Origin of the sequence: Amorphus orientalis, from assembly GCF_030814015.1 — a bacterium.
Classification (GTDB): domain Bacteria; phylum Pseudomonadota; class Alphaproteobacteria; order Rhizobiales; family Amorphaceae; genus Amorphus; species Amorphus orientalis.
Window position 1 is genome coordinate 649710 of the sequence record NZ_JAUSUL010000002.1, and the last position, 13646, is coordinate 663355.

A 13646-nucleotide genomic window follows, 5' to 3' on the forward strand; every position below is an offset into this window, starting at 1 on the left:
GGCGGCGGCAGGCCTCACTGGGAGGTGGGGACCTGCGGCCCGCCGGCGGGTTGCTCGGGGGCGGCCGGCGCGACGGGCGCCTGGGCGCCGGACTGTCCGCCGGGCGCTGCCGCGCCGGAGGTGCCGCTGCCGCTGCTCATGCCTTCCAGCGTGTCCAGGATGCCCTGGCCGCTGCCGCGGGTCGGATCGCTGCCGCCCGGCGCGGTCTGACCGGCCGGCTGGTTCAGATCGTCCAGGATCGAGGAGGGCGCCTCCTGCTGACGCGCGATGATCGTCAGCGTGATGGAGGTCGCGAAGAAGACGAACGCGAAGATGGCGGTGGCCTTGGTCAGCGCGTTGCCGGAGCCGCGGGCGGACATGAATCCGCCACCGCCGCCGCCGCCGATCCCGAGCGCGCCGCCTTCGGAGCGCTGCAGCAGGATCACCGCGATCAGGGCAATGACCACCATGAGGTGAATGACGATGAGAACGGTTTCCATCGCGTCCTTCGGCTTCTTTGTTCACGTGTTCGCGGCGCCGCACCTGACTGAAGGAACGATCGCCGAAACGGCCCCACCGGGAGGCGGATCAACGGGACGGGCGCCGCGACCGGCGGCATGTGACACCCGATGGCGGCCCGTGGCGAGCCGCACGATGCGCGCGGTGATACACGATCGAAAGGCGCTCCGCCAAGCCCGTCAATCGCGCACCGTTTCGAAAATGGGCGCGGGCGCTCTGCTTGACAAGGCACGCCCTGCATGTCCTGTGTCGCCGCGCTTTCCCATGCGCGCGTTCAGGGACGACCGGGCGGCGCGCCGTGGACCGTCCGCACCCGCGACCGGCGCGGCGGACCGGCACTCTGCGTAAACGACGAAAATATCGAGGCCAAGTCGATGCACCGCTATAGAAGCCACACCTGCGGCGCGCTCCGCGAGAGCGATGTCGGATCGAGCGTCCGGCTCTCCGGCTGGGTCCACCGCGTGCGCGACCATGGCGGGCTTCTGTTCATCGATCTGCGCGACCATTACGGCATCACCCAGGTGGTCGCCGATCCCGATTCCGCCGCCTTCAAGACCGCCGAGACGGTCCGCGCGGAGTGGGTGATTCGCGTCGACGGCGAGATCAAGGCGCGCACGGCGGAGACCGTGAACGATCGGCTGCCCACCGGCCGCATCGAGGTCTTCGCGCGCGACATCGAGGTGCTGTCCACGGCGGGCGAGCTGCCGCTGCCGGTGTTCGGCGAGCCGGACTATCCCGAGGACACCCGGCTCACCTACCGATTTCTGGATCTGCGCCGCGAGACGATGCACGCCAACATCGTCAAGCGCTCCCAGATCATCGCCTCCATCCGCCGCCGCATGACCGACGCCGGCTTCATGGAGTTCCAGACGCCGATCCTGACGGCGTCGTCGCCGGAGGGCGCGCGCGACTTCCTGGTGCCCTCGCGCCTGCATCCGGGCAAGTTCTACGCGCTGCCCCAGGCGCCGCAGCAGTTCAAGCAGCTGATCATGGTGGCCGGCTTCGACCGCTACTTCCAGATCGCGCCCTGCTTCCGCGACGAGGACGCCCGCGCCGACCGTTCGCCGGGCGAGTTCTACCAGCTCGACATCGAGATGAGCTTCGTGGAGCAGGAGGACGTGTTCGCCGCCGTTGAGCCGGTGCTGCGCGACCTGTTCATCGAGTTCGGCGGCGGCAAGCGGGTCACCGAGAAATTCCCGATGATCCCGTACGCCGAGTCCATGCGGCTTTACGGCTCCGACAAGCCGGACCTGCGCAACCCGATCCAGATGTCCGAGGTCACCGAGCACTTCGCCGGCTCCGGCTTCAAGGTGTTCGCCCGCCAGATCGAGGCTGACGACCGCGTCCAGGTCTGGGCGATCCCGGCCAAGACCGGCGGCAGCCGCGCCTTCTGCGACCGGATGAACTCCTGGGCTCAGAGCGAGGGACAGCCGGGCCTCGGCTACATCTTCTTCCGCGAGGGCGAGGAGGAGGGCGCCGGCCCGATCGCCAAGAACATCGGTCCGGAGCGCACCGCCGCCATCCGCGCCCAGCTCGGCCTGGAGGCCGGCGACGCCGTCTTCTTCGTCTGCGGCGTGCCGAAGACCTTCGTCGACTTCGCCGGCCGCGCCCGCCAGAAGGTCGGCTTCGAGCTGGGTCTGGTCGACGAGGAGCAGTTCGCCTTCTGCTGGATCGTCGACTTCCCGATGTTCGAGTGGGACGAGGAGAACAAGAAGATCGAGTTCTCCCACAACCCGTTCTCCATGCCCCAGGGCGGGCTGGAGGCGCTGGAGAGCCAGGATCCGCTCACCATCAACGCGTTCCAGTACGACATCGTCTGCAACGGCGTGGAGCTGTCGTCGGGCGCGATCCGGAACCACAAGCCGGAGATCATGCGCAAGGCGTTCGACATCGCCGGCTACGGCGAGGACGTGCTGCAGGAGAAGTTCGGCGGCATGATCCGGGCGCTGGAGATGGGCGCGCCGCCCCATGGCGGCATCGCGCCGGGCATCGACCGCATCGTCATGCTTCTGTGCGAGGCGGAGAACCTGCGCGACGTGACCCTGTTCCCGATGAACCAGCGCGCCGAAGACCTGATGATGGGCGCGCCCTCGGAGGTCGGCCCGAAGCAGCTCCGCGAACTGCACATCCGGCTGAACCTGCCGGAGTGATTTCTCGGCACCGGCTTGTCCCGGCGAACACCGGGGCTGTAGCTGGTGTCTCTCCGCTCGCGCCAGCTCGCTGACTGTCGCGGCTGCGCGGGGCGCGGCCGTTTCTTGCCTCCCGGTCGCTTCGCTCCGCGCCTCTTGACCGGCGGCGGACGGTCGTCCGTCGCTGAATGCAGTATGGCACGGCGGAAGCGGGTTCTTTCCGTGGCAGCCTCACGCTCCGCTCATCCCCGCGAAAGCGGGGATCCATAGGGCCTTACAGCGGGCTTGTGCGGAATGAGAGTTGGAGGACACTGCCGCCATGGAGGCGAAGTCATTTCGACCTTCCGCTTGGCGAGTCAGTATGGATCCCCGCTTTCGCGGGGATGAGCGGAGAAGAAAGCCCGCGCGCGGAATGTGGCGGGAGGACGGAACGGTGCTCCCCGCCCATGCCCCACACCCGGCCTCGCGTGGTGTCCTGGGTAGCCCAGCCTTCCAAGGGCGGAGTTCCCGGCAGACTATCCCTGCCCACAGCGCCCACATGATGCTATCTGGCGGTTTGCAGAGAAGGTGACGATGACGCCAGATAAAGACTCCAACGACTATTCCCCGATCGCCGGCATCCATCCGGCGCTGGCCTCCGCACTCGCGGCGAAGGGCTACAGCGAGCTGACGCCGGTCCAGTTGGCGATGACGACCGGAGATCACGGGGAGGCCGATCTCCTGGTCTCCGCGCAGACGGGCTCGGGAAAGACAGTCGCCTTCGGTATCGCGATCGCGCCGACGCTGCTTGGAAGCAGCGAGCGGTTCGACGTCGCCGCCGCACCGCTCGGTCTGGTCATCGCGCCGACCCGTGAACTCGCCATCCAGGTCCAGAGGGAACTCGACTGGCTCTACGCGGGAGCCGGGGTCAGGATCGCGACCTGCGTGGGCGGCATGGACATGCGGACCGAACGCCGTGCGCTCGAGCGCGGCGCCCATCTCGTCGTCGGCACGCCCGGACGCCTGCGCGACCACATCACCCGGGGCGCGCTGGACCTGAGCGCCGTGCGCGCCGTGGTGCTCGACGAAGCCGACGAGATGCTGGATCTCGGCTTTCGCGACGATCTGGAGTTCATTCTCGGCGCCGCGCCGGAGGAGCGCCGCACGCTTCTGTTCTCCGCCACCGTGCGGCGCGGCATCGCGGAGCTCGCGCGGACCGTGCAGAAGGACGCGGTGCGCATCGAGACGACCGCGTCCACCGAGCAGCACGCCGACATCGACTACCAGATGATGCTGGTGCGGCGCGACGAGCGCGAGCACGCCATCATCAATACGCTGCTGGAGTCCGACAGCTCGAGCGCCCTGGTGTTCTGCCACACCCGCGAAGCGGTTCGCCATCTGACCGCGCGCCTTGCCAATCGCGGGTTCGCGGTGGTCGCCCTGTCGGGGGACATGGCGCAGTCGGAGCGGTCGAACGCGCTGCAATCCATGCGCGACGGGCGTTCGCGGGTCTGCGTGGCGACCGATGTCGCGGCGCGCGGCATCGACCTTCCGAACCTCGACCTCGTGATCCACGCCGACGTGCCGAGCAACCCGGAGACCCTGCTGCACCGGTCCGGCCGGACCGGCCGCGCCGGGCGCAAGGGCGTCTGCGTGCTCATCGTTCCGGAAAACAGGCGAGGGGCTGCTCAGCGCGTGCTTGGATTCGCGAAGCTGACGGCGACCGTCCGCGCGGCACCCGGCATCGCCGATATCGAGGCGCGCACCCGCCGGCGGATCCTCGATGCCGCCGTCTCCGCCGCCGAACCCGACGACGCGGAGGCCGACTTCGTTGCCGAACTGCTGGACCGGGTGGGGCCGGAGCGCATTGCGGCGGCGTTCCTGCGCCAGCAACACGCTGCCCATCCGGTTCCCGAGGACCTCCGGCCGCTTCCCCCCGAAGCCCTCAGGACCGGCGCGTCCGGTCGCGACCGCAGGTCCGCGGACAAGCCCGCATCGGCGCGCGAGCCGCGCGGCCCGGACATGCAGAACGGCGTCTGGTTCACCATCTCGCTCGGGCGCAAGCACCGCGCCGATCCGAAATTTCTGCTGCCGATGATCTGCAACGCCGGCGGCGTGACGAAACGCGATGTCGGCGCAATCCGGATCGACGCCACGGAAACCCGGTTCGAAATCGCCGCCGACAAGGCCGCCGGTTTTGCCGAAAAGCTCAGGCAGCCGGGCAGCCTCGAGCGCGGCATCAAGATCGCGCCGGTGGGCGAGGCGAACGAGAAGCCCAAGACGGCGAAACCGAAATTCAAGCCGGGCGGCAAGCCGGGCCAAAAGCCGGGTCATAAGCACCAGGCCCCGTCGGCCGATCGCGGCAAACCGCCGAAGCACAAGGGCCGCAAACCGAAGCGCCCCGACTGATTCGGGGGCGGTTTGGGCCGTAGGGCGGCTGAAGCGCTGCTTTTGTTGGCCACGGGCGCCGATCGAACGACCGGCCTGGGGGGTGCGGGGAGGCTGCGGCCCGTGGACCGGACGGTCGGGCGAGACCCAAAGTCGCCGCTACACGACGAACGTCGCGCCGGGGGATGGCTGCAGGATCAGGTCCACGAGCCTGAGCAGGACGTCTTCGAGGTCGCTTCGATCGCGCGCCACGCCGAGGGAGAGCCGGACCGCTTCCTCCGGATGGGGACAGGTGGCGAAGGCCGAACTGGGCACGATGGAAATTCCGGCGCGCTCGGCGTAGCCGGCGAAATCGCTGGCCCGCCACGGCTCCGGCAGGCGCAGCCAGAGATGATGGCCATGCGGATCGGCGGCAAAGTCGAGATCCGCGAGGATCGTCCGGGCGAGCTGCTGGCGGCTTGCGTTCTCCGCCCGGATGGAGGCCGTGATTTGGTCCAGGGTGCCGTCTGCGATCCAGCGGCCGGCCAGCGCGGACATCAGCGGCGGCGCCATCAGGACCGTGGACCGCAGGACGCCCGCGAGCCGATCCGCCAGGACCGCGGTCGGGGCGAGAACATAGGCAACCCGCAACGCCGGCGTGGCGCATTTGGACAGCGTCGCGATGTGCCAGGTGATCTCCGGAGCCAGGTCCGCGAGCGCGACCGTTCCCGTCGACCTCAACGGCGCGTAGGGGTCGTCCTCGATCAGAGCCACGCCATGATTGCGGGCCGTCTCCGCAAGCTGCCGGCGCCGCGCGTCCGGAAGCGTGGCCGTCGTCGGATTGTCGATGCTGGGAGTGAGATAGAGCGCCCGCGGCGCGCTCTTCCGGCACAGCGTCTCGAACGCCTCCGGCCGGATGCCGTCTTCGTCCATCTCCAGGGGCGTCAGGGCAAGACCCTTCTGCAGCGCGATCGCCTTGAGGCCGGGGTAGGTCATGGCACCGGCGGCAAGGGTGTCACCGGGCCGAAGCAGCAGCTCGCAAACGGCGTAAAGCGCGCTCTGGGCGCCTGCCGTCACGATTGTCTGCTCGGGTGTGGCGCCCTCGATCCGGCTTCCGAGCCACGTTGCGCCGGCCTCGCGCTCGGGCTCGGCTCCGGCGCTCGGGCGATAGTGAAGGTTCATGAGCCCCCGCGCGCCGCCCAGCAGGTCCGCGATCCCTTCTGGGATGAGTTTGTCGAAGGCGACGTCGGCGGGCTGCGAGGGAATGTTCATGCTGAGGTCGAGCTGACCGCGCCCGGTGTCGCCGCGATCGTCTCCGAGACCGCCGCGAATGAAGGTGCCGCGGCCGGGCTGAGCCGCAACGAGACCCCGGTTGCGCGCTTCGTTGAAAGCCCGGGTCACCGTGGTCAGATCGACCTGAAGCGCCTCGGCGATGGCACGTTGCGGCGGCAACCGTTCACCCTGCGCGACGCGCCCCGCCCGGATGTCGTCTTCGAGCGCCTCGACGATGCCCAGATACTTTCTCCGAGCCGTCCCGGCCAGGCGCGGTGTCCACATTCAGCTTCTCTTCCGTGTGCATGCTGAGCGAGATGTCACGTATTGTATGGCTTGATCCGGTCGATTTTTCCATACAAAGGCTGTCTGCCGCGTCCGGCTGTGCACTGGAGCTGCGGGCCGCTCGGCAAGGATGGCTACTCGTCGGTGCCGACCAGCTTCCCTTCCTCCGCCTTGTAGTAGAACTGGCTGGCGACGAGCCAGCCTTTCAAGGGCCGAAGCGGTGGGATGCACGTCAGGAGAATGATCGGAATGGACACGAATATGTGGAACCAGATCGACGGCTGAAACGCCACTTCCGCCCAAACGGCAAAGAAGACCGACGGCACACAGAAGAAGCACACCACGAAAAAGGCGGGACCGTCGGCCGGATCCGCGAAGTCGTAGCTCAGGCCGCACACCTCGCATCCGGATGCGAGCTTGAGGAAGCCGCTGAACAGATGTCCCCGCCCGCAGCGGGGGCACCGGCCTCTGATCCCGACGCGCCAAGGCTCCAGCGGGGGCCAGTTTGCGGTTTTGCCTGCCATGGGTCCGTGCCTTCGGTTTGCGGTGCCTGTACCGGGATGCCGCTTCGGCGAACCCCGTGCTCCACAAATGTCAGTAGAAGTAGAGCCATACAATGCGACAAAATGTATGGGTTAATTGGCAGGTGTATGGATCGATGGTTGGGGCCATTTCACGGGCGGCAGGTGCCGCTGAGGCATCTTCCCCGCGACATCGAAGATCGCCTAGGGGCCACTATCTTGCCCGGACTGTCCTCAAAACGGACCGCCCGCCACGTGGGTCAGGGGGCTGACGGCCCGTCTTTTGCCCTTGTATTGATAGCCATCTCGCTGTCCGTGGTCCCCCACTTGCAGCTTAAATGAAATACATTATTATCTGTCTAATTACTGCAATTATAGTCAGTGTTGTTGCGATGAGTCCAACCATTTTCGCGAGTCGACTTTCGAAGAGTCGGTCCAGTTTAACTCCAAAGCTCCGTGCTGCTGTTCGTAATTTTCCGTGAATTAGTTTTTTGATCACCAGATGGAAAAAACCGACTTTGGCCAAGGTTGAGTTATGCATCTTAATGAATTCATTCTTTTCGAAGACTTCAACCTCCTCTTTGCCCGTGAGAGCATGGCGATGAATGCCGCCATTGAGATCCATTAGAGAAGTCAATTTTGGATGAGGTGCATATTCGGAGCCATATCTATCAGACAATAAATCATTCAAATTTATTCTCCGCTCTACTGGGATAACTGGAGCATTATCTGAGCCAAGGACTCTGTATCTATGCTCAAGGTGCTCAAATCCGTAAGTCAAATTTCTCATATTCCAGTGTACCCAGTATTTGTCCCGGCGGTTTCGTACAAATTCGTAAAAATCAATTAGAAGTTTTTTCTCAATATTATCAAATTCATCACGAACATTCTCTCTTGAGATGTGAAGCTCTTCGGCGATTGAGTGTGTTGAGAAGCTGACTGCTTGTTCGGTTGCGAAGTGTGAAATAGCAATAGATGTTATGCGGGGGGGCAATCCATCGTTGTCATCGTATAGACTCTGGCATGAATAGTGAATTATATAGAAATTCTCTGGATTTCGCCGAATCTGGGAAATAAATTCACTGCTGTTGTTTATGGGCATTGTGTATGGCCGTGTTGTGGGTTTTCTTTGATCGTATGGCCTTCTCGTGCTTGCGGGCCATTCCAACGGTTTGGTCAGCTGGATATTCTAGGTTTTTTTATTGCTGGGCTAATTATTTCTACAAACTGCAGGAGCGTGCGTTTTGGCGACAAAGCAAATAAAGTGCGTCCCGTAGCCGATGTGTGGATCACCCAGCGCTAGAAAACCCTACCTCCCGATCCAGGTCCCGTGCAGGCCCTGGGGCACGCGCTGGGGCATGCGGATGACGGCGACGGGCTCGCGGCTCGGGTCGGTGGCGTCGAGAAGCACCAGATCGCTGGTCATCGCGGTGGGGTCGGTGGCGAACACGGCGAGGTAGCCGTCGTCCTCGGCCGAGGCGCCGGGCTTCGGGATGAAGACCGGCTCGCCCGCGACCTTTTCGCCGAGATCGTGGGCGAGGGCGGTGCCGCTTTCGGTGTCGACCTTGACGATCGTGTTGAAGGTGGCCGACGGGTGCGGCCCGCGGGTCAGGGACCCGGTGAGGCGCGGCACGTAGACGAAGCGCGTCGCGCGCGCCTCAAGCCGGTCGTTGACCCGGGGAAATTCGGTGGAGAAGTCGGCAAGCGGGATGTCGCGGACCCGGTGCGTCGCCGGATCGAGCACGAGCCGGTGCAGGTGCGGCGCGCCGTCGTCGCCGTCGGGACCCAGGCTGAATTCCGGGTGGCGCACATAGTCGATCACGATCGAGCCGCCACGCTCGAAGCCGTTGGCGAAGTGGTAGACGAAGAAGGGCTCGGCCTCGAGCATGGTCGGCGCGCTGCCGTCGAGCTCCATGACGGCGATGGTGGTGCCGAGCTCCGGCCGCCAGGCGAGGATCGGGCCGCCGCGCTGGGCCGCCTCGAAGTCGAAGATGGCGGGACCGACCAGCAGGACGACGTGTTTCTCGGTGAGCACGAAGTCGTGGATCATGCTGGAGGCGGGGAGCCGCACGGCGAAATTGTCGGCGAGGCGTCCGGACGGGTCGATCCGGCGGACCTGCACGTCCGGGCTGCCGGGATCGTAGGCGATGGCGAAGAGGTCGCCGGTGGTCGGATGGTGGCGGTTGTGGGCGCCGATCGGCAGCGGGCTCTCGGTGCCGGCGGTCCATTCGCCGACGGTCTCCAGCTCCATGGTCATCTCGTAGGCCGCTTCCGCCTCGCCGAGCGCCAGGAGATGGCCGCCGTGGGCGAGCACGCTGATGAACGCGCCGTTCTTGAAGGGGGAGGCGGCAGCACCCGGTTCCAACAGCGCGGGATCGATCGGCCGCGGCGCCATCAGCCCGCCCCAGACGGCATGCCCGGCGCGGCGTTCGACGGTCAGTTCGCGGGTCTCCACGAAGCGGTTGCGGTAGCGGGCGCGGCCGTTGTCGAAATAGACGGCGTGGATCATGCCGTCGCCGTCGAGCGGGTAGGTGTAGGACAGCGGCTGAAAGAGCGGGTTCGGGCCGTTGCGCATGTAGGCGCCGGACAGATCCTCCGGGATGCGGCCGGCGACGACGGTGAGGTCGGCCACGTCGACCTCGCGCGCGACCGGCGTGAAGACGCCGCTGAGGTGCGGGTCGTCGGAGTGCCAGGACGGGTCTTCGGGGCGCGGCGCATCGGTCATCGGCGGGTCTTTCGGCTGAACGGGCGGAACGCGTGTCTGTCTGCCACTGCAAGGAACGGTGTACTCACGCGGCATGTGCATCCGATGACCGAGGCTGCGGACATATCGATGCGGTTCAGCCACGGGTCAGCGTACTGAGCGGGTGTAACGGGCGCAATCGTCGGCGGCTGCGTCACGCCGTGGGAGGCGCGCAGCCCGGATTTCCTGTATAGCTACAGGGAGGAGTTGCAGAGTCGGCGCGTCCAGACGGCCGCACAGTGCTCCCCCATACCGGAAAAGGAGCGGCCTGATGGCCCGACGTCCCACCGACTATCGCGCGGCCGCCGAGGCCATGTTCAAACCGAAGGCGCCGAAGGCTGAGCCGGAAGCAAAGCCGGCTGCCACGAACGAGGTCCCGAAGGGCCGGGAGATGGTGGCGCTCCGGATCGACCGGGACGTGCTCGCCCATTTCCAGGAGGAGGGGCCGGGCTGGCAGGACCGCATCAACGCCGCGCTGCGCAAGGCGGCGGGGCTCTAGAGCAACGCCAGGAAAAGTGGGAACCGGTTTTCCCTCCGGCTTTCGCAGGGATTTGTGGACCAACGAATCGGCGCGGTGCGCAGTCGGCAGGCCCGGGTCGCCCGATCCGGGACGGACCGTTCGCGGTTCGGAAACGCCCGGGGCCGTGCATGAGGCCACGGAGAGGCTTATGTGAGGATCAACCGGACCGGTGCTGAGCGCGCCGAGGGTCCAAGTTTCCTCTCAGGGTTCTCTTCCCATGAAAAAGATCGGCTTTCTGTCCTTCGGCCACTGGTCGCCCACGCCGCATTCCGGCACGCGTTCGGCCTCCGACGCGCTCCTCCAGGCAATCGACCTGTCGGTGGCGGCGGAAGAGCTTGGCGCCGACGGCGCCTATTTCCGGGTGCATCACTTTGCGCGTCAGTATGCCTCGCCGTTCCCGCTGCTGGCAGCCGTCGGCGCGCGGACCAGCCGGATCGAGATCGGCACCGGCGTTATCGACATGCGCTACGAGAACCCGCTCTACATGGCGGAGGATGCCGGCGCGGCGGATCTGATTTCCGGCGGACGGCTTCAGCTCGGCATTTCGCGCGGCTCGCCGGAGCAGGTGATCGAGGGCTGGCGCTATTTCGGCTATCAGCCTGCCGAGGGCGAAACCGACGCCGACATGGCGCGCCGGCACACCGATGTCCTGCTGGAGGTGTTGAAAGGAGAGGGGTTCGCCGAGCCCAATCCGCGCCCGATGTTTCCGAATCCGCCCGGACTGCTGCGCATCGAGCCGCATTCGGAAGGCCTGCGCAAGCGCATCTGGTGGGGCTCGGCCTCCAACGCGACGGCCGTGTGGGCGGCCGAGCGCGGCATGAACCTGCAGAGCTCGACCCTGAAGGAGGACGAGGGCGGCGAGCCGTTCCACGTCCAGCAGGCCAGGCAGATCCGCAGCTATCGGGAAGCCTGGGCAAAGGCCGGACACGACTGGGAGCCGCGCACGTCGGTGTCGCGCTCGATCTTCGCGCTCGTCGACGACCGTGACAGGGCCTATTTCGGCCGCGGCCAGGACAGCGACCAGGTCGGCATCATCGACAACATGCGCGCGATCTTCGGGCGGACCTATGCGGCCGAACCGGACAGGCTGGTGGAGCAGCTCAAGGCCGACGAGGCGATTGCCGAGGCCGATACGCTGCTCCTGACCGTGCCGACCCAGCTGGGCGTGGAGTACAACGCCCACATGCTGGAGGCGATCCTGACCCACGTCGCGCCGGAGCTGGGCTGGCGCTGAAGCGCTTCCAGGAAAAGTGGGAACCGGTTTTCCGCTGGAAGCGCGGGGACAGAGCCTTTTCTGCTCACGCCGAGTGCGCTGACACGCACGGGCTCCGTACGGGCGGCCTGACCGGCCGGCGGACGGTCGTTCGCTGAGGCTCTCAGGAGACGGAGAGCCGGTTCAGGGCCTTGGTCAGCGGACCGCGGCCGCCTGCCTCGCCTTGCGCCGCGTCAACGGCCAGATCAGCCGCCGCCAGGCGAGCGAAAGTCCGGTCCAGACCAGAAGGACGGCTGCCAGCGAGGCCAGGCCGGCGACGGTCTGGCCGACGATGCCGTAGACTTCTCCGGTGTGAATGAACCGCAACCAGACCCGCGCCCGGCGTCCGGGCGAGAGCTGGTCCGCGCCCGCGGTGGACAGGATGTGCCCGGCGTTCCGCGAGATGACGGCGTCGGTTCTCAGATCCGCCTGGGCACCGTTGCCGGCGTCGATTGTGACCCGAACGCTGCTGTCGGACGGGGCGGGCAGGCCGAGCGTGATCGTGCGCCAGTCGGGATCGACTGTCTTTGCCGCCGCTAGCACTGTGTCCAGAGAGACGGGAGCGGCGGGGGCCCCGGCATTGGCCGGCTGCACCGGCGCGGGAACGGGCGGACCGCGACGACCCTGCGGCGCCTCTTCCCCGTAGAGAGCGAACACCAGCCGGTTCGCCCACGGATAGGAGAAGACGACACCCGACACCACGATCAGAAGCAGCGGGGCAGCCGCCCAGATCCCGAAGGCATGGTGCCAGTTGTAGTCACGCGCCTTGGCAGTCGGCAGGTTCCGGCGCAGCGTCAGATGGGTTTTCAGGAGCGGCCATCGCCAGCGCCGTGGCCACCAGAGATAGACCCCCGACATCAGGATGAACAGGAAGGCGAGGTTTGCCGCGTCGATGACCGCGCGGCCGGCCGCACGCGCATCGCCATCAAGTGCGAACCAGCGATGCAGATGCTCGACCGTGCCGAAAAAGGCCTCGATCCGCTCTGCGCCGGTTCCAAGCACGGCGCCGGTGAAAGGATCGAGGAAGACCTGCTTGCCACGTCCTGCGGTCGCCTTGACGGGCCCCTGCGGGTCCCTGCCGAAAACCAGCGAAGACCCCGGACCGAGCGCGCCGGCGGCATGGATGGCAAGCTCGTCGGCGGAAAGCGCCGGGCGGCCGTCTGCCGGAACAGTGAAGGCCCGGGCTTCCGCAGCGGCGACGATCTGCCGCTCGTAGGTGAGAAGCAGGCCGGTGACGGCAAGAAACAGAATCACGAGGCCGGTGACGGTCGCCACGATCAGGTGCGACCAGAAGACGAGACGGCGAAAAGGCATGGCGGGATCTTCGCGTTGGAAGTCGGCGCGGCCGGCGGGAGCCTGCGGCCTGGAGGACTATGTCTCCAACGCCGGATGGCCGGCTTTCCTACGCACGGCCGCGCAAATCTCGGAGAGATCCAACACCAGGGGGCCTGCCGTTCTCCGTCCGGCCACGCAAGGCTGCGGCAGCGGACAAAAAAAGGGGCGCACCCGAAGGTGCGCCCGATGTGCCCGTCTCCAGAGGAGAGGGCAGTCCACTCGCCGATCGCCGGCCGGGAGGAGTAGCCGGGAACCGGAGCGCAGTGGAAACCAGATGCCGCGTGGGCTGATCAGGCCGCGAGGCGAACGTCGTCCTGGGCCGCCACCGGAGCCGGGGCCTTGTCGGCCGCCTTGCTGCCGTCGATCGCCGTCAGCTCCACCGGGCGCTGCATGACGCCGGCAGCGACAGCGGTGATGTCGGAGCGGACCAGGCCCATGTCACGGAGTTCGCGGTCGGAGAGAGCCGACAGCTCGTTGTAGGTGGTCTGCATCCGGCGGGCTTCCGCGATGCTCTCGAAGACGTTGCGAACCGTGTTGGCAATCGAGCGGCCGACGCTGCCGGCGACGCGCGCAACTTCCTTGGAGCGCAGCGTACGGGCTTCGGCTTCGATGCGGGCGGTGTCGAAAGTCGGATTCGGGAAAGTTGTCATCGTACTCGGTCTTTATCTCGGGGCGTCCGCATCGTGCGGACCGGACACCGGGGCGTCCCCTCAAGGGGTGCGTCCCGTCTGGTCCCTGAGATAAC

The 13646-nt window shown here is 66.4% G+C and carries 11 protein-coding genes; 4 read left to right on the forward strand and 7 right to left on the reverse strand.

Features of this window, described 5'->3' with window-relative positions; translation table 11 throughout:
* Nucleotides 1-14: 14 nt before the first annotated feature.
* Nucleotides 15-479: a preprotein translocase subunit SecG gene (gene secG, locus J2S73_RS10765; RefSeq protein WP_306885526.1), complete on the reverse strand. Its 465-nt coding sequence runs from the start codon at nt 477-479 to the stop codon at nt 15-17.
* A gap of 393 nt (nt 480-872) precedes the next feature.
* On the opposite strand from secG, the gene aspS reads away from it, so the two are divergent.
* Both aspS and J2S73_RS10775 read left to right on the forward strand, forming a co-directional pair.
* Entirely contained in the window at nt 873-2648 is a 1776-nt protein-coding gene (aspS, locus tag J2S73_RS10770) for an aspartate--tRNA ligase (protein WP_306886300.1), read from the forward strand.
* A 552-nt stretch (nt 2649-3200) separates the two neighbouring features.
* The gene (locus J2S73_RS10775) at nt 3201-5015 is read left to right on the forward strand and encodes a DEAD/DEAH box helicase (protein WP_306885527.1); all 1815 of its coding nucleotides are present in this window, start codon (nt 3201-3203) and stop codon (nt 5013-5015) included.
* 138 nt (nt 5016-5153) lie between these two features.
* On the opposite strand, the gene J2S73_RS10780 is transcribed toward J2S73_RS10775, so the two are convergent.
* The 4 genes from J2S73_RS10780 to J2S73_RS10795 all read right to left on the reverse strand — a co-directional run bounded on the left by J2S73_RS10780 (nt 5154) and on the right by J2S73_RS10795 (nt 9776).
* Nucleotides 5154-6530, reverse strand: coding sequence for an aminotransferase-like domain-containing protein (locus tag J2S73_RS10780; protein ID WP_306885528.1), 1377 nt, complete (start codon nt 6528-6530; stop codon nt 5154-5156).
* A 134-nt stretch (nt 6531-6664) separates the two neighbouring features.
* Complete coding sequence (locus tag J2S73_RS10785; protein WP_306885529.1) at nt 6665-7054, reverse strand: DUF983 domain-containing protein; 390 nt, start codon at nt 7052-7054, stop codon at nt 6665-6667.
* A 331-nt stretch (nt 7055-7385) separates the two neighbouring features.
* Nucleotides 7386-8153: a hypothetical protein gene (locus tag J2S73_RS10790; protein WP_306885530.1), complete on the reverse strand. Its 768-nt coding sequence runs from the start codon at nt 8151-8153 to the stop codon at nt 7386-7388.
* A 207-nt stretch (nt 8154-8360) separates the two neighbouring features.
* Nucleotides 8361-9776: a carotenoid oxygenase family protein gene (locus tag J2S73_RS10795; protein WP_306885531.1), complete on the reverse strand. Its 1416-nt coding sequence runs from the start codon at nt 9774-9776 to the stop codon at nt 8361-8363.
* A gap of 289 nt (nt 9777-10065) precedes the next feature.
* Between J2S73_RS10795 and J2S73_RS10800 the strand changes: the two genes are divergently transcribed.
* Both J2S73_RS10800 and J2S73_RS10805 read left to right on the forward strand, forming a co-directional pair.
* Nucleotides 10066-10293, forward strand: coding sequence for a BrnA antitoxin family protein (locus tag J2S73_RS10800; protein WP_306885532.1), 228 nt, complete (start codon nt 10066-10068; stop codon nt 10291-10293).
* A 238-nt stretch (nt 10294-10531) separates the two neighbouring features.
* Complete coding sequence (locus tag J2S73_RS10805; RefSeq protein WP_306885533.1) at nt 10532-11548, forward strand: LLM class flavin-dependent oxidoreductase; 1017 nt, start codon at nt 10532-10534, stop codon at nt 11546-11548.
* Between the two features lie 174 nt (nt 11549-11722).
* On the opposite strand, the gene J2S73_RS10810 is transcribed toward J2S73_RS10805, so the two are convergent.
* On the reverse strand, nt 11723-12880 hold the full coding sequence (locus J2S73_RS10810) for a PepSY-associated TM helix domain-containing protein (RefSeq protein WP_306885534.1): 1158 nt from the start codon (nt 12878-12880) through the stop codon (nt 11723-11725).
* 311 nt (nt 12881-13191) lie between these two features.
* Nucleotides 13192-13551, reverse strand: coding sequence for a DUF1127 domain-containing protein (locus J2S73_RS10815; protein ID WP_306885535.1), 360 nt, complete (start codon nt 13549-13551; stop codon nt 13192-13194).
* Between the last annotated feature and the right edge of the window lie 95 nt (nt 13552-13646).

What these genes read in the sequence shown, in the direction of transcription:
- secG (WP_306885526.1), bottom strand. Translation starts at nt 479, where the DNA reads ATGGAAACCGTTCTCATCGTCATTCACCTCATGGTGGTCATTGCCCTG.
- aspS (WP_306886300.1), top strand. Translation starts at nt 873, where the DNA reads ATGCACCGCTATAGAAGCCACACCTGCGGCGCGCTCCGCGAGAGCGAT.
- J2S73_RS10775 (WP_306885527.1), top strand. Translation starts at nt 3,201, where the DNA reads ATGACGCCAGATAAAGACTCCAACGACTATTCCCCGATCGCCGGCATC.
- J2S73_RS10780 (WP_306885528.1), bottom strand. Translation starts at nt 6,530, where the DNA reads ATGTGGACACCGCGCCTGGCCGGGACGGCTCGGAGAAAGTATCTGGGC.
- J2S73_RS10785 (WP_306885529.1), bottom strand. Translation starts at nt 7,054, where the DNA reads ATGGCAGGCAAAACCGCAAACTGGCCCCCGCTGGAGCCTTGGCGCGTC.
- J2S73_RS10790 (WP_306885530.1), bottom strand. Translation starts at nt 8,153, where the DNA reads ATGCCCATAAACAACAGCAGTGAATTTATTTCCCAGATTCGGCGAAAT.
- J2S73_RS10795 (WP_306885531.1), bottom strand. Translation starts at nt 9,776, where the DNA reads ATGACCGATGCGCCGCGCCCCGAAGACCCGTCCTGGCACTCCGACGAC.
- J2S73_RS10800 (WP_306885532.1), top strand. Translation starts at nt 10,066, where the DNA reads ATGGCCCGACGTCCCACCGACTATCGCGCGGCCGCCGAGGCCATGTTC.
- J2S73_RS10805 (WP_306885533.1), top strand. Translation starts at nt 10,532, where the DNA reads ATGAAAAAGATCGGCTTTCTGTCCTTCGGCCACTGGTCGCCCACGCCG.
- J2S73_RS10810 (WP_306885534.1), bottom strand. Translation starts at nt 12,880, where the DNA reads ATGCCTTTTCGCCGTCTCGTCTTCTGGTCGCACCTGATCGTGGCGACC.
- J2S73_RS10815 (WP_306885535.1), bottom strand. Translation starts at nt 13,551, where the DNA reads ATGACAACTTTCCCGAATCCGACTTTCGACACCGCCCGCATCGAAGCC.